General features: G+C 42.5%; 16 protein-coding genes. 12 read left to right on the top strand and 4 right to left on the bottom strand.

Annotation, left to right across the window (positions count from 1 at the left end; genetic code table 11):
* Nucleotide 1 precedes the first annotated feature (1 nt).
* The 9 genes from T546_RS0117460 (at nucleotide 2) to T546_RS0117420 (ending at nucleotide 11,332) form a co-directional block, all read left to right on the top strand.
* Nucleotides 2–781 carry a class I SAM-dependent methyltransferase gene (locus T546_RS0117460; protein WP_026892731.1) on the top strand — a complete coding sequence of 260 codons (780 nt, stop codon included), beginning with the start codon at nucleotides 2–4 and terminating at the stop codon, nucleotides 779–781.
* Nucleotides 768–3,881, top strand: coding sequence for a glycosyltransferase (locus T546_RS0117455; protein WP_026892730.1), 3,114 nt, complete (start codon nucleotides 768–770; stop codon nucleotides 3,879–3,881). The genes T546_RS0117460 and T546_RS0117455 overlap by 14 nt, the downstream gene beginning before the upstream one ends.
* 174 nt (nucleotides 3,882–4,055) lie before the next feature.
* Nucleotides 4,056–4,763 carry a nucleotidyltransferase family protein gene (locus T546_RS0117450; RefSeq protein ID WP_026892729.1) on the top strand — a complete coding sequence of 236 codons (708 nt, stop codon included), beginning with the start codon at nucleotides 4,056–4,058 and terminating at the stop codon, nucleotides 4,761–4,763.
* A complete protein-coding gene (locus T546_RS0117445) occupies nucleotides 4,760–5,830 on the top strand; it encodes a GHMP family kinase ATP-binding protein (protein ID WP_026892728.1) in 1,071 nt (356 codons plus the stop codon). Before T546_RS0117450 ends, T546_RS0117445 begins: the two co-directional genes overlap by 4 nt.
* A 29-nt stretch (nucleotides 5,831–5,859) precedes the next feature.
* Nucleotides 5,860–6,441, top strand: coding sequence for a D-glycero-alpha-D-manno-heptose-1,7-bisphosphate 7-phosphatase (locus T546_RS0117440; protein WP_026892727.1), 582 nt, complete (start codon nucleotides 5,860–5,862; stop codon nucleotides 6,439–6,441).
* Between the two features lies 1 nt (nucleotide 6,442).
* Nucleotides 6,443–7,078, top strand: coding sequence for a D-sedoheptulose-7-phosphate isomerase (locus T546_RS0117435; protein ID WP_026892726.1), 636 nt, complete (start codon nucleotides 6,443–6,445; stop codon nucleotides 7,076–7,078).
* Nucleotides 7,079–7,108: 30 nt separating this feature from the next.
* On the top strand, nucleotides 7,109–8,941 hold the full coding sequence (locus T546_RS0117430; protein ID WP_026892725.1) for a hypothetical protein: 1,833 nt from the start codon (nucleotides 7,109–7,111) through the stop codon (nucleotides 8,939–8,941).
* Between the two features lie 14 nt (nucleotides 8,942–8,955).
* Nucleotides 8,956–10,341, top strand: a complete 1,386-nt coding sequence (locus T546_RS0117425; protein ID WP_026892724.1) for a hypothetical protein — start codon at nucleotides 8,956–8,958, stop codon at nucleotides 10,339–10,341.
* Nucleotides 10,342–10,396: 55 nt separating this feature from the next.
* Nucleotides 10,397–11,332 carry a glycosyltransferase family 2 protein gene (locus T546_RS0117420; protein WP_026892723.1) on the top strand — a complete coding sequence of 312 codons (936 nt, stop codon included), beginning with the start codon at nucleotides 10,397–10,399 and terminating at the stop codon, nucleotides 11,330–11,332.
* 217 nt (nucleotides 11,333–11,549) lie between these two features.
* On the opposite strand, the gene T546_RS26380 is transcribed toward T546_RS0117420, so the two are convergent.
* From T546_RS26380 to T546_RS0117400, 4 genes are all read right to left on the bottom strand, one after another.
* Nucleotides 11,550–11,609 carry a putative holin-like toxin gene (locus T546_RS26380; protein WP_278246313.1) on the bottom strand — a complete coding sequence of 20 codons (60 nt, stop codon included), beginning with the start codon at nucleotides 11,607–11,609 and terminating at the stop codon, nucleotides 11,550–11,552.
* Nucleotides 11,610–12,050: 441 nt separating this feature from the next.
* Nucleotides 12,051–13,871, bottom strand: coding sequence for a GH25 family lysozyme (locus T546_RS0117410; protein ID WP_026892722.1), 1,821 nt, complete (start codon nucleotides 13,869–13,871; stop codon nucleotides 12,051–12,053).
* A gap of 118 nt (nucleotides 13,872–13,989) precedes the next feature.
* Nucleotides 13,990–15,093: a cell wall-binding protein gene (locus T546_RS0117405; RefSeq protein WP_026892721.1), complete on the bottom strand. Its 1,104-nt coding sequence runs from the start codon at nucleotides 15,091–15,093 to the stop codon at nucleotides 13,990–13,992.
* A 116-nt stretch (nucleotides 15,094–15,209) separates the two neighbouring features.
* Entirely contained in the window at nucleotides 15,210–17,036 is a 1,827-nt protein-coding gene (locus T546_RS0117400) for a phosphotransferase (RefSeq protein WP_026892720.1), read from the bottom strand.
* 342 nt (nucleotides 17,037–17,378) lie between these two features.
* Here T546_RS0117400 and T546_RS0117395 point away from each other — a divergent pair, with 342 nt between their 5' ends.
* The 3 genes from T546_RS0117395 (at nucleotide 17,379) to T546_RS26375 (ending at nucleotide 20,954) form a co-directional block, all read left to right on the top strand.
* Complete coding sequence (locus T546_RS0117395) at nucleotides 17,379–19,244, top strand: hypothetical protein (protein WP_330371949.1); 1,866 nt, start codon at nucleotides 17,379–17,381, stop codon at nucleotides 19,242–19,244.
* Between the two features lie 594 nt (nucleotides 19,245–19,838).
* Nucleotides 19,839–20,180, top strand: a complete 342-nt coding sequence (locus tag T546_RS26255; protein ID WP_330371948.1) for a hypothetical protein — start codon at nucleotides 19,839–19,841, stop codon at nucleotides 20,178–20,180.
* 333 nt (nucleotides 20,181–20,513) lie between these two features.
* Nucleotides 20,514–20,954: a group II intron maturase-specific domain-containing protein gene (locus tag T546_RS26375; RefSeq protein WP_026892718.1), complete on the top strand. Its 441-nt coding sequence runs from the start codon at nucleotides 20,514–20,516 to the stop codon at nucleotides 20,952–20,954.
* The last annotated feature ends 625 nt before the right edge of the window (nucleotides 20,955–21,579 follow it).

The raw sequence follows: 21,579 nt of genomic DNA, 5'->3' as shown, positions 1-21,579 counted from the left end.
AATGAACGATTTAAGCCCTGAAATCAGAAATCTGTATGTAAAATATCAGGGAGACACAAAAGCGATTCTAAAAGATAATCCCAACCTGGATTATATGTATGCCCTTTCCGACATCAGAGAAAATCTGCTGGAATGGTACCAGTTTGAAGAAAACGCCTCCCTCCTGCAGATCGGTTCCGATTACGGCGCTCTTACCGGCCTATACAGCCGCAGAGTAAAAGAGGTGACTGTCTTAGAATCCAATCAGAACAATTTATCCTTTAACCGCCTTCGCCACCAGAAACGGGACAACATCAAATACGTTACCGGAAGCCTTGATACCTATACCGAAGAGCAATTCGATTATGTGGTCATGGTTGGTTCTTTAGAAGAGCCTTATCAGGAACAGATCGGGAAGGCAAAGGCACTTCTAAAGCCAGAAGGAAAACTGATTCTTTCCCTGTGCAACCGCTTGGGCTTAAAGTATCAGGCAGGAGCTGTCTCCGATCAAACAAAACTTTCCAGACAGGAGCTTTTAGAACTGTTATGTGGAGAGGAAAAATGCCAGGGAAACGTAGAATTCTATTATCCCATGCCGGATTATAAGCTTCCTGTTACCATATATTCCGATTCTTATCTTCCCTCCAAGGGAGATTTGACCCATGCTATTTTAGCTTACGATTATCCCAAATATCTGCGTTTTGATTTAGGAAAGATGTTTGATGAAGTTTGCGAGGGAAAACAGTTTCAGACATTTGCCAATTCATTTTTAACCATTTGGAGCCGCCATGAAGAAGATTAACTTTGTAAAATACAATAAAACCCGCAGGGACGCCTTTCAGATCCGCACCAGTCTGGTGGAGGAAGGCGGAGTTCCCTATGTGGAAAAATCAGCCCTGACTCCGGAAGGCACCGCTCATATCCGGTCCCTGGGCGACAAATATAAGAGTCTTATGGAGCAGAACCAGAGGTTAAAGGTGGCAGAGGTCTCTGTAAGCCCTGATGGACGGACCGCCCGGTTTGAATTCTTAAAGGGAGAGACCTTATCTGAAATTTTGGGCAGAGAGATCAAGGACGGGAAGGTTTCTGTCTCTAAGATGGAAGACGCCATTTCCATGATCTTAAGCGTAAAGGAAGATTGCATGCTTCCATTTCACTTAACTCCTGAATTTAAGGAGGTCTTTGGTGACTTATCCCAGGCCGATGAGAAAATCAAAAAAGACTGGACCTTCCAGGCATCGAATATAGACTGTCTCTTTGAGAATATTATGTTAACTGAAAATGGTCCTTATTGTCTCGATTATGAATGGGTATTTACCTTCCCGGTTCCAGTTAACTTCATTAAATTCCGGGTACTCTATTATTTCTATGAGCAGTATAAAAGCATCCTGACCTACGATTCCATGGAAGCATTTTTAGAGGAATTCGGAGTAGATGGGGATCGTCTGTCTCTCTATCAGGAGATGGAACGCAGCTTCCAGGAATACGTCCATGGAGAAAATCAGCAGATTTATCTGGTAAACTACATGCATGAGACCCATGCCATTCCAGATGATATGTTTCAAGTATCCCAGATCATTGATGATACCAAAGAGCAGATTTCCCAGATGGAGATGGAGCTTCATGAAAAAGATGTGACCATCACAAAGCAGCAGGAAGTAAAGCGTCTGACGGATAACCACGTGACCAATCAGGATATGATCATCACCACCCTTCGTAAAGACTGTGAAAACATGGAAGAGATCATCAACCGTTTAAGACGTCACGAGGCTTTGTTCTACCGGGTAGGAAGAAGGTTAAAACGCCTCTTTAACGAGAAATTCCCAGAAGGTACAAGAAAGCGAAAGCTGCTTTATTATACGAAAAATGCACTGCTTCATCCCATAAAATCCATCCGCCTTTATACCACAGAGGAAGGCAGGAATGTAATAGAAGGAGATATGAAGATCGGGGAGGCTTACAGAAAGCATGGAAAGCTGCGTTTCGTAAAAGAAGGCCATCCCATGGTTTCAATCATCATCCCGGTTTACAACCAGATTCATTATACCTACGCTTGTCTTGCCTCTATTTTGGAGCATACAAAAGATGTGGTATATGAGGTAATCATTGCAGACGATGTTTCCACCGATGCCACCTCAGAGCTTACTAAATTTACAGAAAATGTAGTGATCTGCAGAAATGAAACAAACCAGGGCTTTTTAAAGAACTGCAACCAGGCAGCTAAGGCCGCCAGGGGAAAATATGTCATGTTCTTAAACAATGACACCCAGGTGACAGAAGGCTGGCTGTCTAGTCTTGTGAACTTAATCGAATCCGACTCCACCATTGGTATGGTAGGCTCTAAGCTGGTCTATCCAGACGGACGCCTTCAGGAAGCCGGAGGGATTCTCTGGAGTGACGGCTCCGGCTGGAATTACGGACGTTTGGACGATCCGGAAAAGCCGGAATACAATTATGTAAAAGACGTGGACTATATTTCAGGTGCAGCCATTTTACTTTCCAATGAGCTTTGGAAACGGATCGGCGGCTTTGATGAACGATTTGCCCCTGCCTACTGCGAGGATTCCGATTTGGCCTTTGAAGTAAGAAAAGCAGGACTGAGGGCGGTATATCAGCCTCTTTCCAAGGTCATTCACTTTGAAGGTATCTCAAACGGCACCGATGTCAATGGTACCGGCCTAAAGCGGTATCAGGTAGAAAACAGCCGAAAGCTTCAGGAAAAATGGGCAGAAGAATTTAAAAAGCAATGTGAAAATGACGGAAACCCAGACCCCTTCCGCGCGAGAGAGCGAAGCCAGAATAAGGACATCATTCTCGTGGTAGATCATTATGTCCCCACCTATGATAAGGATGCCGGCTCCAAGACCACCTTCCAGTATCTTCAGATGTTTGTGGAAAAAGGTTACGTGGTAAAATTCCTTGGGGATAACTTCCTTCATGAAGAACCTTATTCCACCGTTTTACAGCAGATGGGAATCGAGATTCTTTATGGCCCTGAATACCAGGCAGGAATCTGGAACTGGTTAAAAGACCATAGCGATGATATTAAGGTGGCTTATTTAAACCGTCCTCATATCGCAGCCAAATATATCGACTTTATTAAAAACAAAACTAACATAAAGGTAATCTACTACGGCCATGACCTCCATTTCTTACGAGAAGGAAGAGAGTACGAGCTGACAGGAGATCCGGAAAAGAGGGAGTCCTCGGAGTACTGGAAATCCATGGAGCTGCGCCTCATGAGAAAGGCATCTGTTTCCTATTATCCTTCCTATGTAGAACGGGAAGCCATTCATGAAATAGAGCCCTCCATTCATGTAAAGGCCATCGTCGCTTACGTATTTGAATCATTTTTAAGCCGCATTCCCGATGATTTTTCCAAGCGGGAAGGACTGCTGTTTGTAGGAGGCTTTGCCCATCCGCCGAACATTGACGCAGTCCTATGGTTTGCCAATGATATATTCCCACTAATCCGTCAGGTACTTCCGGTGAATTTCTACATCGTAGGTTCCAAGGTAACGGACGAGATTAAGGCCCTGGAGCAGCCGGGGAATGGAATCATAGTCAAAGGCTTTGTATCTGATGAAGAGCTTTCCAGGCTGTATGCTTCCTGCCGTGTGGTAGTAGTTCCCCTCCGTTATGGAGCTGGCGTAAAAGGAAAAGTCATTGAAGCCCTTTATCATGGATCCCCTATCGTAACGACCTCCATCGGAGCAGAAGGAATCCCTGATGCAGAGAAGGTTATGGCTGTTACCGATGATCCTCAGGGCTTTGCTCAGGAGGTAGTTTCCATGTATCAGGATACAGAACGCTGCAAACAAATCTGTGAAGAAACCCAGAATTACATCCGCAGATATCACAGTATTGATGCAGCCTGGAGCGTGGTTGGGGAAGATTTCTAAGGCCTGTTAAAATCGGGATAAGAGACTGGACCGCAAAAAAGGTGGCTGAGCCTTTTTGCGGACGGTCTTTTCCAGCTTAATGGGAATTATAGTGGATTGTTCCAAAGGAATTATGATATAATAAGAATGTTTCGACGTTAGAACTAATGATGAGTATAACAGGAGGAATCCGGTATGCAGGCAGTATTGCTGGCAGGCGGTCTTGGTACACGGCTCCGTTCCGTGGTAAATGACAGGCCAAAGCCAATGGCACTGATTGAAGGCAAGCCCTTCATGGAATATGTGGTATTGGAGCTTAAAAAGCATGGAGTCAAAGAGATTATATTTGCCGTAGGCTATAAAGGTTCTATGGTTGAGGAATATTTTGAAGACGGCGCAAGATGGGGAATTAAGGTTTCCTACGCCTATGAAGAAGAGCTTTTAGGCACAGCCGGAGCGATTAAGAATGCTGGGCGCCTCGTGACCGACGACCGGTTTCTGGCACTGAATGCAGATACCTTCTATCAGATTGATTATGAAAGACTGACTGCCTTAAGTGAGGAGCGGGATCTTCATATGGCTCTGGTATTGCGGGAAGTACCTGACGTATCCCGGTATGGACAGGCCCTTTTGGAAGATGGCTGGTTAAAATCCTTTGACGAGAAAACAGAAGAATCCGTAAGAGGAACCATCAACGGAGGCGTTTATTACCTTCGCCGTTCCCTTCTTGAGGAAATTCCGGAAGGAAAGGTATCCTTAGAACATGATATGATTCCCAAGTGGCTGTCAGAGGGAAAGAAGCTTGGCGGCTTTGTCAATGACGGCTACTTTATTGATATTGGAGTCCCAGAAGATTATTACCGGTTTGATGAAGACGTAAGGAAAGGAACGGTGACCATATGATTATCAGAGGACGTGCGCCCCTTCGTGTAAGTTTTGGAGGAGGCGGAACCGATGTGGCCCCCTTCTGTGTGGAACAGGGAGGAGCTATTATTGGAAGTACCATTAATAAGTACGCCTATTGCTCCATAGTCCCAAGAGAAGACGACCAGATCATCGTCCATTCCCTGGACTTTGACATGACGGTTAAATACAACACCAATGAAAACTATGTCTACGATGGCAGACTTGACCTTGTAACGGCAGCCTTAAAAGCCATGGACATCAAGCAGGGCTGTGAAGTTTATTTACAGTGCGATGCACCTCCAGGCTCAGGTCTTGGAACCTCTTCTACCGTTATGGTAGCACTTCTGACCGCCATGGCTAAATGGAAGGGAATTGAGCTGGACAGCTATGCCATGGCTGATTTAGCCTATAAGGTGGAACGAGAGGATTTAAAGATCGACGGAGGCTATCAGGATCAGTATGCAGCCACCTTCGGCGGCTTTAACTTTATTGAATTCCACGGCCGTAACAACGTAGTGGTAAATCCCCTTCGAATCAAAAAGGAGATTATTCACGAGCTACAGTATAACCTTCTTTTATGCTATACCGGCAATATCCACGTATCCGCCAACATCATAAAAGACCAGGTATCCAACTATGAAAAGAAAGATCCCTTTGATGCTATGTGTGAGGTAAAAGCCCTTGCCTATGCCATGAAAGATGAGCTGTTAAAGGGAAATTTATATAGCTTTGGAAAGCTTCTAGATTACGGCTGGAAAAGCAAAAAACGTATGAGCACCAAGATCACTACTCCTCATATCGACGAGCTTTACGAGGAGGCCTTAAAAGCAGGCGCCCTTGGCGGAAAGCTTTTAGGTGCAGGCGGTGGTGGTTTCCTATTGGTATACTGCCCTTATAACGTGCGCCACAAAGTTGCAGCCCGCATGGAAGCCGCAGGCGGACAGCTCACAGACTGGAACTTTGAATTAAGAGGAGCCCAGGCGTGGATCACCGATGAAGCACGTTGGGACTATTCTGATATCCGGGTGAAGATACCGGGCGGAGAATATAAATTTAACCTGTAAGAACACGGCACCAGGAGAATCAGAACATTATGGATAAAATCGTATTTTTAGACCGGGACGGAACCATCAACAAAGAAGTAGACTACTTATACCGCCCCGAAGACCTCGTAATATTACCTGAAGTAACAGGAGCTCTAAGACGTCTGAAAGAACATGGCTTTCGCCTTGTGGTGGTCACCAATCAGGCAGGCGTTGCAAGAGGATATTATAAGGAAGAAGATGTCAAGATCCTTCATGAAGCATTAAATCGGCATCTGTCGGAGGAAGGTGCTGAAATAGACCAATTTTTCTACTGCCCCCATCACCCGGTACATGGAATTTCGGAGTATAAAACGGAGTGCCATTGCCGTAAACCAGAAACAGGAATGTTTGAAATGGCAGAAGCATATTTCCAAGTGGACAAGGCCCATTCCTATATGATCGGTGATAAGCTTTTGGACACAGAAGCCGGCAAACGGTATGGCGTAAGTTCCATCTTAGTTGGAACCGGATACGGAAAAGATATCTATGACTCCATGAAAGAGGAAGAGAGATCAGCGGCATTTGCTTCTTACGCCCCTTCCATGAAGGAAGCAGCTGATTTTATACTCACCAGAGAAGGAGGAAAATAACATGGAACCCATGAAATACTTAGAAGAGCTGATGGAACGCTACCCTTCTCTTTCCTGTATCAAGGAAGAGATTAAAAATGCCTATGAGATTCTTGAAGCCTGTTATGAAAATGGCGGTAAGCTTCTCATCGCAGGAAATGGCGGAAGCTGTGCCGATGCAGAACATATCGTTGGAGAACTGATGAAAGGCTTTGTAAAACGCCGCAGCGTATCTCCTGAGTTTCAAGAGACACTGAAAGAAATAGACCCAGAACTGGGAAGCGCCCTGGCTGAAAAGCTTCAGGGAGGACTTCCAGCTATTGCACTGACCGGTCACCCTGGCCTTTCCACCGCCTTTTTAAATGATGTGGATGGAGAGATGATATTTGCCCAGCAGACCTATGGATATGGAAAAAAGGGAGATGTACTCCTTGGTATTTCCACCTCAGGCAATTCAAAAAATGTAATGTACGCCATGACAGCCGCCAGGGCACTAGGCATGAAGACCATAGGACTTACGGGAAAAGACGGAGGCCAGTTAAAAAAGACAGCCGACGTTTCCATTGTAGTACCTGAGTCAGAGACATTTAAAATTCAGGAGCTTCACCTTCCTGTTTATCACGCACTGTGCCTGATGCTGGAAGAGCGGTTCTTTTAAACGGGTTCGCCCAAAACACAGGAGGATGAGATGAAAGACAGACAATGGATAGGCAAGGAAGCCGCATGGAAAGATGAAATCATAGCAGCCGTACTTTTGCTGGCCTTTGCTTTCTTCATTAACAGGGGCATTGAAATAAAAGGACTTTACATGGATGACCTCTATCTGTGGTCCTGCTACGGAGAACAATCCTTTAGGGAGTATGTCTTCCCATTAGGAAGCACCCGGTTCCGTTTCGTATTTAATCTGATTTCATGGCTGGAGCTTATGATCGCAGGTAATCATATTGGCTGGTTTGTACCAATCAATATACTGGTCAATGTCTGTATCGCCTATACGGTATACCGCTTTGGAAAACGCTTATCCGGAAGGTGGACCATGGGATTTTTAACAGGTATCCTGTATCTCTTATCCCGTATGTCCTACTATCAGATCAGCCAGGTATACGGCTTAATGGAAACTCTCGCTCTCTGGGCAGCCATTGGAATCCTTTACTGCCTGTATCGTTATATCACAGAGGAACCTGCAAAAAAAGCCCTCATTCCTTGTTCCGTGGCTCTTTACTTTGCCATCTGCTTTATCCATGAACGGTATATGGTTCTTCTGCCTCTTTTCTACGTTGCGTTTCTGATGAAAAAAGAGAGAAAGCTAGTCCCCTGGATATCCACCACTCTGGCATTTGCAGCGGTTCAGGCGATTCGCTTTTTCACCATCGGCAGCATTTCTCCGGCAGGAACCGGAGGAACTACAGTCGCAGAAACCTTTAAAATAACCGGTGTTTTAAAATATGCCGTGAGCCAGATTCTTTATATCTTTGGAATCAATGCAGGCCCGGAGCATCTAAGCGGATTAAGCTGGGACGCATCACCTGCCTGGATTCGGGTCCTTGTCATGGTTTCCGGCCTTATGCTGGCAATTATGACCCTTATATTTCTTGCCGTAGTAATCAAAGAAAAAAAGGACCGCAAAATCAGGTTAAAAGTCATTGGTCTGTTCCTTCTCTTTATTGCCTTGTGCATCGGTTCCTCCAGCGTCACCATACGTGTGGAAACCCGCTGGATTTATGTCTCCATGACAGCCGCCTGGCTGTTTGCCGCCTATATGTGCGGGGTGACGGTGCCGAAAAAAGAGCTGAATGCAAATCTTTCCAAACCTCTGTTATACTGCGGCCTGTTTGTTCTTTACGGCCTGATTATGTTCCCGGTGGAAAGCTTTTACCGCGGAAAATACGATAATCTCTACTATTGGTCCAATCAGCTCCGCTACAATTCCCTGGCAGAGGAGACCTACGGAAACTATAAGGAAAAGCTTTTCGGTAAGAAAATATATATCATTGGCAATACTTATAAAATGAGTGATTTTACCGCCCGTACCTTTTTTAAGACCTTTGATAAGAAACGGACAGCAGAAGGCACGGAAGTGACATTCATCGATTCCATGGGATCCATTGGACTCATCACTCCCAATATGCTCATATTAAGGGAGGACCCAGCCCATAATGCGTTCCAGGATATCACGGATTTCGTTCGTAACTTAAAGTTTGAGAGAGTGTACGGCTGCTATGAAGACGGCTGGCTTGATGAGAATGCCAAGGCCCGTATCATGGCAGGAAATGAAGGAAAGATTACCTTTAAATTCTATTATCCCGGAGTGATTACCGGCATGGAACACATCATTATTACCGTCAACGGAAGCGAACAGAGAGTCATTCCAATCGATGCCAGTACCGTAACGGCTGAATTTGATGTAGCCCCTTCCCAGGTGTCCGAGTTTACCTTTGAAAGCAACTTTTTCTATGATGCAGCAACGGAGCAAAGAGGGGAAGACCGTCTGTCCGTGGTAGCGGATATCACAGCAAACTAAGGGTAAGGTGAAGCATGAAACGTAAATATCTGTATTATCTCTTACCCCTCTTAGGAACGGTATTCGGTCTCTGGTATATCTTTTCCGCTACCTGCGACGGAATCTATTCCGATTATGTCCGCCTGGTAAACAGCTACCTGCCAGATGTATGGAACCCAGCCAAGTTTTTTGTTCCTGATATCCTGACCAGGGTACCGGCCAATTATCTTGGAAGAATTATAAATATCTATTTATTTGGCTACAACACCATGTTTGACCGTGTCCTGGGTGTACTTGCTTTAGGATTATCCGGAGGTGTAATTGCCACCTACTGCCTGAGAAAAAAGATACCATTCCTTTGGTTTTCCCTTCTTATGGTGGTCCTTTTCAGTCTGAATAAATGGGAAATGCTGACCAATGGAAGTGGTTGGACCCATTTTTTATCCTTTGTATGCTTCTATTATCACTATGAGATTTTAGACCGTGTATGGAGCGGAGAGGAAAAACCTCATGACAAGCTAAAGCTTTTATTACTGCCATTTGCCACCACTCTTTTAGTGGCAGGCCCATACTGTGCAATCTATTCCGTAACCGTAATATTAGCCTGCGGCGTACTATTCCTCTTAAAAAAGGGAAGAGGGAAATTGGATTACTGCTTGTATGGAGTAAGCGCCTTCCTTTCCCTGGGCTTGTATCTTTGGAGTAACTCCTATGCAATCGAGGATCATGCAGCCCCTGCTACAGGATCCATACTGGAACAGCTAAAAGTAACCCCAGGCTTTTTTGTTCGGTTCTTTGTAAAGTCATTTTCCTCCATGGTAATAGGAGGGGAGAGGGCAGAAAAGATTTTTCATACAAATCTCCCGTTCCTGATCCTGGGATTCTTTGTTATAGCCCTGTATCTTATAGCCCTCTGGTGGAACCTAAAATATCGCCTCTATGAGAAAACCATATTTCCACTGATCCTCATTGTATCAGGAGGATTAAACCATGTACTAATTGTCATCTCCAGATGGATCTTTCTTCAGGAAAATTACGGGATAAGCTCCAGGTATGCTCTGCAGTTTCAGACTGGCATTCTGGGAATTCTGCTTACCTTCTGCCTGGTTGTTCAAAGCAGAAAAAGAAGGCCTGAAAAGTTTGTCCGCCTCGTGGGAGCTGTTGCCGCTGCGGTATTTCTCATGGGTAATATCTACACCACTTACTACGAAATAAAAAAAGCACCCAACCGTTTGGAAATATATGAAAAAAGGGTAGAACTGGCACTTGATTTTGAAAATCTGTCAGACGATGAGCTTCGGGATAAATTTGAATATAGAAAAAACCGCGAGGACAGCGGTGCCAAGGTGCGCAGCGCACTTACTATTCTAAAGGAAAATGGTTACAGCATATTCCATTCCCGTGAATCATTGAAAAATTAACAACGCAGCCCTTCCTATTGGGAGTATGAAGGTACCTGCTTGAGGAGCATAAATTATGGAAAAAACACTATCGGTCGTAGTCTCATGCTATAACGAAGAACTGGCTCTCGACCAGTTCTATAAAGAGACAGCAGGCATTCTAAAGAGTCTTGACTGGGATTACGAACTCATATTTGTCAACGACGGAAGCCAGGATAGCACCATGGAGGTGCTGACCAAGCTGTCAGAAGGAGACAAAAAAGTAAAAGTCATCAGCTTCTCCCGAAACTTCGGCCATGAAGCAGCTATGATTGCCGGACTGGATTACAGTAAAGGGGACGGTATCGTCTGCATGGATGCAGACTTGCAGCACCCACCGGAATATCTGCCTGAAATTGTAAAGAAGTTATCGGAGGGGTATGATGTCATCAATATGGTTCGTACCAAGAATGAATCAGCAGGCTGGTTTAAAAATCTTGCCTCATCTGCCTTTTACCATCTCATTAACGTCCTTTCTGACGTTAAATTTGAGCCAAATGCCTCAGACTTCTTCGCCATATCGAAGAAGGCTGGAAAGGTCTTAAAGGACAATTACAGAGAAAAGGTACGCTTCTTAAGAGGCTATGTTCAAAATATTGGTTTTCGCAAAACTACGATTGAATACGAAGCCAGAGTGAGAGTAGCAGGAGAGAGTAAGTACAGCATCAAAAAGCTGATCGCATTTTCTTTGAATACCATTATGTGTTTTTCCAACCTTCCTCTTAAGCTTGGCATTTACGCCGGCTGCGGTGCTGGAGTCCTGGGTCTGGCTATGATGATCTACACCATATGGAGCTGGGCCAGAGTGGGAACTCCCAATGGATATGCAACTACCATTGTACTGATCTGCTTTATGTTCGCGGTTCTTTTTCTAATTGTAGGCGTTATTGGAAATTATATTGCAATCCTCTTTGCGGAGTTAAAGGATAGGCCCATATATATTGTGGGAGAGACGAAGAATGTGGAAGAGTAGATATCCGATCTCTGTTGTTATTTTATGCGGGTTATAGGATATTTTTAGAAATCACTTGAATTTGGAAACAGAATTGATTATAATTAATATATAAAGAGGAACAACCACCTCATACAAGAGGTTGGCCTATATTAAATGGACAGAATCGCCACCTGATACCGGTCAAAGTATACAAGGGTGGTTTTTCTGTACCCATTTTTGGGTTTAAAGAAAAACTTTACTTACGATTATTATAAATAAAGGTAAGCAATGCAATGATGAACATGCCAAAAGCCATAAGGTCTTTAAAGTCAAAATCCATCTGCATCACCTCCCATCTTATGTAAAATGGAAGGCCACCTCCTTGTATTAACATGATTGTTCCATATGAATATTTTACCATAAGAACTAGTGTTCTTCAAATGTAAAGTTAAAAATATACAATTATCTTTTGTTATAGGTGAAATATAGCATACAAGCATTGAATTTTGTTACTGATGGATTTGTTTGAAACTATCAGCTGGGCAAGTAGAGTGAAAATATTGTTATAAAAAATACGTCTTAATCGGTGGTTAGCTACAGTTTAATATGCTGCGGTAGCATATCAGACTTAGAACCCCGTCTCAAGACGTATTTTTGTCATCTATATGATATTATTGTATAGAATTCTGTCATAAATTTATGTTGTGACATCCTCTTAGTCGAAAGTGTGTCAGCAACCCTTAATCATACTAATAGATTATTTAGACAACCCAACACCAGGACCAACCTCTTTGGAAGGACCCTGAGCAGGAGCAGTAGTCTCAGCCGGTGGAGTCTGAGTGCTTCCATCCCCTGGCTGATTCGTCTGTGCCTGGGATTCCTGAGTAGGGGTTCCCTGAGTCTCCTGAGGCGTTACCGTACAAACACCATTGGAATCTACCGTGTAGGAAACACCATTAACATTAATGTTCGTAGAAACCGCCATCTTACCATCAGAAGGATTCAGATAATACTGTTTCCCATTAATCTGTGCCATACCGGTTGCCATGCCGCCGCCTTCATTGAAATAGTACCACGCGCCATCAATCTGTCTCCAGCCAACGGTCATTTTACCAGAAGAGGTGCTTAAGTAATACTTAGTGCCCCTGTCATCCAGCCAGCCAGTCTGCATTTTTCCTTCTTTGGACAGATAATACCAGGTATTGTCCACATTCGTCCATCCTGATGCCATGCTTCCGCCCTGATTAAAATAGTACCAGGTGTCATCAAGCTTTGACCAGCCAGTAGTAACTGCACCGCTGTCACCAAGGAAGTACTTAGAATCACCTTCTGTGAACCAGCCAGTAGCCATCACTCCGTCATTGTTCAAATGATACCGCTTTCCGTTAATATCCTTCCAGCCGGTAGACATTACGCCATCGTCCTGAAGATGATACCATTTACCGTCCAGGTTCTTCCAACCAGTGACCATTTGACCAGAGGAATCATTTAAATAATATTTCTTTCCATCAATGGTAGACCAGCCGGATGCCATGGTACCGTCATTATTTAAATAATAGCGGGATCCATTATCCGTCAGCCACCCAGTATTCATAGCACCGCTTCCGTTAAAGAAATACCAACGGTCAGAAAGCTGTTTCCAGCCAGTGTTCATACGTCCATTGCTTTCATCAAGGTAATATTTCTGGCCATCCTTTTCCAGCCATCCGGTGGATGCCAGGCCCTCTCCATTCATATAGAACCAGCCAGTTCCATCGTTGATCCAGCTGTCCTTTTGAACCGCATAATTCTGATAGTAGTAGGTCTTGCCGCCAATGGTTCTCCAGAGATTTCCAGGAAGCTTTGGAGTCAGATCCTTGTAAAGAAAATCAATGTCAACATTGCCGTTGATGCCCTGAATCGATCCGGTACTGGTAACCTGCCACATAATAGGATCTGAATATTTGTGCTGCGCCTCATAGCGGGCAACCCAGACATCACGTTTCATTTGAGATAGATCAATCTTATTGGTCAGCCAGTAATCGTTTGCATAAACAATTGGATAATATCCGGCTTCCTGAATGCGGTCGCAGAACGCATTGATGATCTCGCTGACCTGAGTAGGAGGAAGAGAACCAAGTGTGGCACTGTCCTCTGCATCAAATGCAATGGGGAAATTAACAGGATAATCCTTGACCAGGTTAAGCACAAAATCAGCCTCTTCCCGTGCCATATCAGGAGTCGTAGCCAGAGAGTAGATATATGCACCTACTTTAATCCCAGCCGCAGAAGCTCCACGGATATTGGTATGAAAATTAGGATCAATCACGCCTTTTGACCTGGTTCCCAGCATAGCAAAGCTTACGTCATTGGCAGCCACGGCTGTCCAGTCTACGTTGCCCTGCCATCTGGAAACGTCGATACCTCTTGCAATGACCTTATCTAAAACTGTACCATCTCTCATCTGATAAGTACCATTCACCCGTTCATAACCGGCTGCTGCCCAGGAATTCATAGCAGGATAAAAACCGGTTGAAATGCCCATAAAAGCGCAAAGCGTAGCCGCTGCAAACCGAATAACTATCTTTTTGTGTCTCAAAACAAAACCTCCTTATCGCTTGTAATTCTATTATTTGGTAACTTTTTATGTAATAAAGCAAAAAAGTGGGTACCTGCGCCTTGTTGCAGATACCCACACAGATACTAAATCAAATCAATCAGCCAGGACCATTGGTAAGTCCAGGAGATAATTGGTATACGCCGCCGCTGTTGGAAGAGTTCGAGGAGCCTCCAGGTGTGTCATTGGAGGAGCTGCCCGGAGTTCCGCTTAATGTATTATTTCCGGAAGAAGTACCTCCCGGTCCGCCAGAACCAGATCCAGATGAGTTAGTCCCGCCTGGTGTTGTGTTTGAATTGCCAGGAGTGGTATCTGAAGAATTTCCGTTTGACGATGTGGAAGTCGGAGTGCCGTTATTGTTCTGGTACGCTCCGTTAGAAGCAAAGGAATAGCTTTTTCCATCAATGGTCAAAGTGGTGTTTGTTGCCATCTTTCCGGTTGAAGGATCAAGATAGTAATAAACATTAGAGAGCTGAACCCACCCAGTCATCATATGACCAGAATCATTAAAATAATACCAGGATCCTTCGATCTGTTTCCAGCCATGGGCCATCTTGCCGTTGCTTGTATCCATATAATACTTATTGGTGCCGTCACTGAGCCACCCAGTCATCATCTTGCCTAATACAGATTTAGAATCACCATTTAAATAATAATAAGAATTCTCAATCTTATTCCAGCCGGTAACCATCTTTCCGTCAGAGCCGAAATAGAACCAGTCATTTCCTACCTGTCCCCAGCCAATGACACATTTGCCATCGTCCTTAAAGTAGTACCAGCCGCCGTCCATCTCCCGCCAACCGGTAGCCATAGCTCCGTCGCCCTTCATGTAATAATAATCATTGCCTATCTTAAGCCAACCCTTAACAAGGATCCCTGTATCATCCATGAGATAATAATATTTTCCGCCATTTTGAATCCACTTGGTAGCCATGGCACCATTGGAATGAAAATAGTACCAGCTTCCGTTAATCTGCTTCCATCCAGTCGACATTAAACCAGTTGAAAGATCAAGGAAATAAAATTTGCCGTCTGATGTCTTGACCCATCCTTTATGAACAGACCCATCCTGGTCAATGTATTTCCACTGGGAACCCTCTGAGACCCAACCGGTGGCAGCCCAGGCTGTACCAGCAGGTATAAGGGAAGCGGTCCCTATAAGCCCAGCCAATAAAAAAGCCGTTGCCTTTTTTCCATATCGCATACCGTTCTCTTCCTCCTGTTCTAACATAACTATTTACACATAGTGCCATTATAGCATAGGAGCAGATAGAATACCTAAATATTTTATTACGATTTGCAGACAAATTTCCAAAAATGTCATTCTAATACAATTTTACTACATTTTTTATAGTAGTTCTTGGCGTACCGATACATGATAATCGTATATTCGCCAAACTCCTCTCCAAGAGAAGCCTTATAAATAGCCCATAGACTCCATAAAAATCCTCCAAGAGCCATATATGCATAAACCGTAAACCGTTCCTCCATGGAAGGTTTACGTTCAAAATAAATCTCAATGAGCCGATCCGTTTGCTCTTCATTATAATAGGAATAGATTGCGCACATGGCAATGTCCACTAATGGATCGCACATACCTGCATATTCCCAGTCGATCAGCCTGATATCTCCATCAGGAAGAATGAGGAAATTATCCACTACCGTATCCAGATGAGAGAGCACCTTCTCATGTCCAAGCCCGTCAAGGCGATTCAAAAGCTCCTTCATACACCCCCGTACCAGGTTATAATCATCAAATAAAATGTCACCACTCGCTTTGCAAAGCTTTTCATAAAACTCAATTCTTTCTTTAAAATCAAAGGAATGAGAGACCTTTAAACCAGACTGGTGGAATTTGCGCACAAGCTTTAAACAGCGACTGATTTCATCTTCATTTTCCGCATCTGCATTATGAGCCCCTTCATAAAATTCTGCAATCTTATATCCCGTCTCCCCGCTAAAGTAAACGATCTTTTCTGTGATTCCCAGGTCATGGGTGGCATCATAAACTTCCTTTTCCTGCTGCCTATTAATTAAGAGCTCAGTACCAGGCCCTGGAATCCGGCAGATATAATGGCGGTCCTTAATTTTAAAGAGGAATGATTTGTTGGTCATACCAGCCTTCAAACAGCGGATTTCTGTGATTTCAGATTCCGAAACCTGAAACACTTTAGAAACCAGTTCCATCGCTTCATTATCCGAGTGGCGCTGATATTTCACATCAAACCGACGAAGCTCTTCCAGGTTTTCAAACTCATAGACCTCATCCGCCTGTCTCCGGTTAATATACATCTCAATTTCTTCCTTTGCCTCTGGGAGATTCGGCAGTCGCTTTGCTGCTTCCCCGGATAGCATTTCCATATAGACATTTTCCCAGTAGAACTGCTCTGTTCCTGGAAGATGGTAGTATTCTTCCAGTACTGGTAGAAACTTACTGGAAAATGATTTAGAGAAAAAAGCAGGCCCATACATGACCCACTGGTCCTTACCTCCAACAAAAACGTTTAGAATGCGTCCTTTCTTATTATAATCAAGACACCATTCTGAAGTTTCGCCTTCCATATAAGAGGAGGAGTACCACGCACCGCCTTCATAGGCGTGGTACATGTTGTGTCTCATCCAGTTATCAGATGATAGAACATATATGTTTTTTCCGCGAAAAAGCTCTCTGGCTTGATAAATGGTGGTAAGTGTATTCTTCTTGGAGTATTCCGGATTATATAAAAGCTTGACCTGATATTTATCAATAAGGTATTCAAACTTTTCTTTCAAATATCCAACTACAATGGTAATATCAGTGATTCCTACCTCATGAAGCTGGCGGATCTGGCGTTCAATCATACGCTCACCAAACACTTCAAGGAGTCCTTTTGGTGTTTCAAAGGTCAATGGAACAAAGCGGGAACCGAAGCCGGCCGCAATGATAACAGCACCATCCACTTTATGCTTCTCCAGCAGAGCTTGTCCTTCGGGAAGAAGTTCATAAGTTTCATTTCCCTTGTTAACTTCAATCAGCTGTTTATCCAGACATTCCTTAACCAGACTATTAGCTGTTCCCAGGGAAATATGAAGTTCCTTTGCAAGCTCTCTTTGAGTCACAGCAGGATTTTCAAAAATTGAGCGGCAAACAATAACATTACGATCCATAGCATTACGCCTCCGTATATAAATAATAAGTATGATAGTATAAAATAAAATATAATAGCATGTTCAATCTTAATGCCAAATAATGATTATGTGAACATTATACCATTGAAATGGTAAAAATCAATATTACATTCATAATAAAATATCAATCTAAAAAGACGCATCCAGACCCTGCTTTCTCCCTAAACACGTGATTTGTATTGATAAAAGTACAATTGCTGATGCAAAATCCAGTTTCGTAATAATTATGTAAGAAAATGAACAGAGAAAAGTTATAGTAATTTCCCAGAATATGTATTATACTGTTCCATGTGATGGAGGAATTGATAGCTTCTTCCGGAAATGTTAATTTTATTTATATTTTGCAAAATATGCAAAAAATGTAAAAAAAGTATTGATAATTTCCATTTGAGGAAGTATAATTACCTCGTAATGCTATTAGGAATTTCAGAAAAGTATTTCAAGAAGAAAAAGGAGAGTGCATTTATTATGAGAAAGCAGACTAAATTAGTTGCTGTTTTATCAACAGCAGCACTTCTTGCTTTAGGCGCTTCCATGTCCTCTTTCGCAGCTACTGGCTGGCAGGAAGAAAATGGTACATGGGTGTACTATGACAAGAACGGCGACAAGGAAACAGAGAAGTGGGAGAAATCCGGTGACAACTGGTTCTACTTAAACGAAGATGGCGAGATGGCTACCGACGTTATCGTTGAATACAATGATAACTACTACTATGTAGATGAGAACGGTTCCATGGTTGCTAATAAGTGGGTTTCCGTTGAGAATGCTGATTATGATGGTAGTGATGATAATGAGCCAGTTAACAATTGGTACTATTTTGGTAACAATGGTAAGGCTTACAAAACTGCAAGTTCAAGCGGAACAGCTTCTTTCAAGACAATTAATGGTAAAAAGTACATCTTTGATGAAGAAGGTAAGATGTTATATGGCTGGATTAACGAATCAGGCCAGAGAGAAACTGGTGATGATGCTTGGAGAGGTGATGGCTCAACAGGCGGTCTTTACTACTGTGGCGATGAAAATGACGGAGCTCAGGCTAATGGATGGGTATTCCTTCATATCACAGATACTCAGTGGCAGGATGATGATAGTAAGGGCGTTTCCAGCAAAGATACTTTTGATGATGAAGAACAGGATCGTTGGTTCTACTTCAAGGGTAACGGCAAGAAGATGGTTGACAAAAAAGGTGAGACCATTAATGGTAAAAAGTACAGCTTTGATGAAAATGGCCGTATGAATGCTGAGTGGGTTAACTGGGATGCTACACCAACCACAGCTACTGCTACTCAGGGAACAGCAGCTTATACAAAGGGCTTCAGATATTATGGTAGCCCAGAAGATGGCGCTAGAAAAACTAAGGGTTGGTTCCAGGTTGTACCAGGTTCTTACTTAGATGAAGGCGACTTCAATGATGATTCTGAAAATTGGTATTATTCTGATAAAGATGGTAAGCTTGTAGCAGGCGAAATCAAGACAATCAGTGGAAAGAAATATGCTTTCGACAAGAGTGGTGTTATGATTGATGGATATAGATTCCTTCAGCTTGCTTCTGATAACAAAACCATCGTAGAGATTATTAAGAATGATACTTCTGCTGAGCCTGAGCATGCTCTGGTAGAAGATACCAACTATAAGTTTGATACAGTAGATGGCTTTAAGAAGCATGCTTCATCTTGGGAAAATTCAGGCTACAAGTTCTATTACTTCGGTTCAGGCGATGACGGAGCGATGAAGACTAACAAAGTAAATATCGACATTGATGGCGAATCTAATAGCTTCCTTCTTAACAAGTCTGGTAGCTATAAGGGCGCCGGTAAGACAGGTGTTGATAATAAGAAATATTATCAGTCTGGTATGTTAATGGCAGCAGATAAAGATGATAAGTATGCTGTAGTTAAAGCAACTAAAGATGGTTCTAACTACTCTCATATGGAGCTTCTTACTACTGACGAATTTATCACTGAAATGAGAGCGCTTGGAGTAGAAAACGATGTAACAAATGCTGATAAGTATTCTGAGGAATATGATGTATCAACTGCAGTTGCTGCTAATACTAATGTAGAGTATAGATTAGTTAATACAGCTGGTACTGTTCAGAAGGGCAAGAGCAAAGCAAAAGATGGTAATGATCGTTGCTACGAAGTATTAGCTAGCGGTAACATCAAGAGAGTATTTACAGAGAACTAATAAATTTATTTTTTATAAAGCTCTTTATTAAAAAGGAGTGAGATTCATATGAATCTCACTCCTTTTTTTCGACCATGCTGGGTGAATTCTTACAGGTGAAAGTCCTGAACATACCATGCGTGGTGGGAAGTACATAGCCAAAAGCAAGGGTGTCCATCGTGAGGCGGAATCTGGAGGCATACCTCTGGTCCGATGTAAAGAAATCACATATAAGGCTTTTCTCCGAGGGATAGGCTTGCAAAACAAAGTGAAGTCCAATAACTACGACTTTTGTAGGAGTAAGTAAATTGGCGGATAGGTGGAGGGAAGTGGTTCGTTCTTAACAGGGGAGGCCTCATATGTTACACCAAAGGCTTGCAGTGATATAAGAATTATATGTCAGAAGTTAGCAGAAACCTTAGTAGTGATGAAAGCCAGAAGGAGCGAATGACTGAACAATCTTATCAGTTACTAGAATCGAGATTGTGTATCATTGCAACATCAGGTGTATATAGCACTCTACTGAAAAGTATGGTAATGGCAAAGAAACCACGAGAAGAATGAAGGTAACGAACATGAAAACTGATAATCTAGCAGATACTGAGTTTGGAAAATTTGAATGAAGCATTCCTGCAAGTCAAACGCAACAAAGGTGCATATGTAGTAGACGGAATGAAAGTCGGGGATCTCGGAGAATACCTGAGAGCGAATCGCGAAGTAATCAAAGAACAGATAAGATGCAGAAAGTATAAACTACAGCCGGTAAGACGGATAGAAATACCAAAACTGGACGGAGGTATCAGGAATTTAGGCGTTCCCGCAGTAACAGACCGATTTATTCAACAGGCGATAACCCAAATGCTGATGCCGGTCTATGAGGAGCAGTGCAGTGATAGCAGTTATAGTTTCAGGCCGGTAGATGTGCAGAAATGGCAATCATCAAATGCTTTGAGATGATGAATGAAGGTTATACGTGGTTAGTAGATATAGACTTAGAAAAGTTTTTTGACAACGAAAATCACGATAAGCTAATGAACATCGTTTCTAAGACGGTTAAAGATGGAGATGTTATATCACTAATCAGAAAATATCTCGTAAGTGGAGTAATAATTAATGACTAATATAAGGAAACAATAATAGGAACACCACAAGGTGGAAATCTATCCCCATTTCTAGGTATCATTGATTAATGAACTTGATGAAGAACTCGAAGAAAGGGGCTTATTCATTGTGAGATATGCAAACAACTGTATCTATTTTGATAAAGAGTGAAAAAATGCAAACCGAGTGATGGTAAGTGTAACAAAGTTCTTGAAAGAGAAGCTGGGTTTAAGAGTTAATGTTAGCAAGAGTAAAGTGTATAGACCTAACGGAATAAACTACTTGGGTTTTGGTTTCTACTGTGATGTATTTAGTCATCAATTCAAGGCAAAACCACACCAGATATCGGTAAATAAGCTAAAGGAAAAGTTGAAACAATTGACATCAAGAAATTGGGAAGTCAGTACAACATATCGAGTTATAAAACTTAAACAGTTAATAGTAGGTTGGGTAAATTGTTTTAAAATAAGTCATATGAAAAAGCTGTGTAGAGAGCTAGATAAACATATCAGATTCTGCTTACGTAGTGTACATGGAAGCAATGGAAGAAAAGTGAAAACAAGATATAAAACCTCAGGAAACTGGGGATTAAGCACTATGAAGCAATTCGATGGGCTAATACTAGATTAGGATATGCACGTGTTGCTAATTCATCGATTCTTAGCACAACTATTTCTAACGAAAGATTAAAAAGGTTCGGTCTAGTATCACTACTAGACAAATATCAGTTTGTTCATGTTTAGTTATAAGATTGAAACGTCATATACTAGAACCGTACCAAGGTGTTGGAGAGGACGGTAGGTGAAATAATCATCTGCCTCCTACTCTATTGCACCAATGTCCAATTTCGATGCTGATCCTATTATATACTATCTCGGACATATAGAGTAAAGTGCCTGTATTACGGTACATATTTATAATAATAAATATAAACATGATTATAGAAGAGGAGTTGACTGAAGTTCTGAATCGTAAAAACTTAATAAATATATACAATTTTGTTGTTATTTCCTTTGTAATTCCAGTGTTGCCAAAAGTTAGAAAATACATGAAATTTATTTCGCATATATCCGTTATGTATGGACATGATTTTATGTTATAAGTCTCTGACATAGCAATACAATTATTGCATTACTCTTGATTCTTGAGGTAAGGCTTGGAGTCTAGTTGATAGAACTTGTTAATCATATCTAGCCCATCCTAAGCTGACGTGGTCTATTACATGTTGAAGTTTGTTACCATAGATTTACATATT

Origin of the sequence: [Clostridium] aerotolerans DSM 5434 (assembly GCF_000687555.1) — a bacterium.
Classification (GTDB): domain Bacteria; phylum Bacillota; class Clostridia; order Lachnospirales; family Lachnospiraceae; genus Lacrimispora; species Lacrimispora aerotolerans.
The sequence above is the reverse complement of the archived record's forward strand: the minus strand, read 5'-3'. Positions and strand labels throughout refer to the sequence as shown.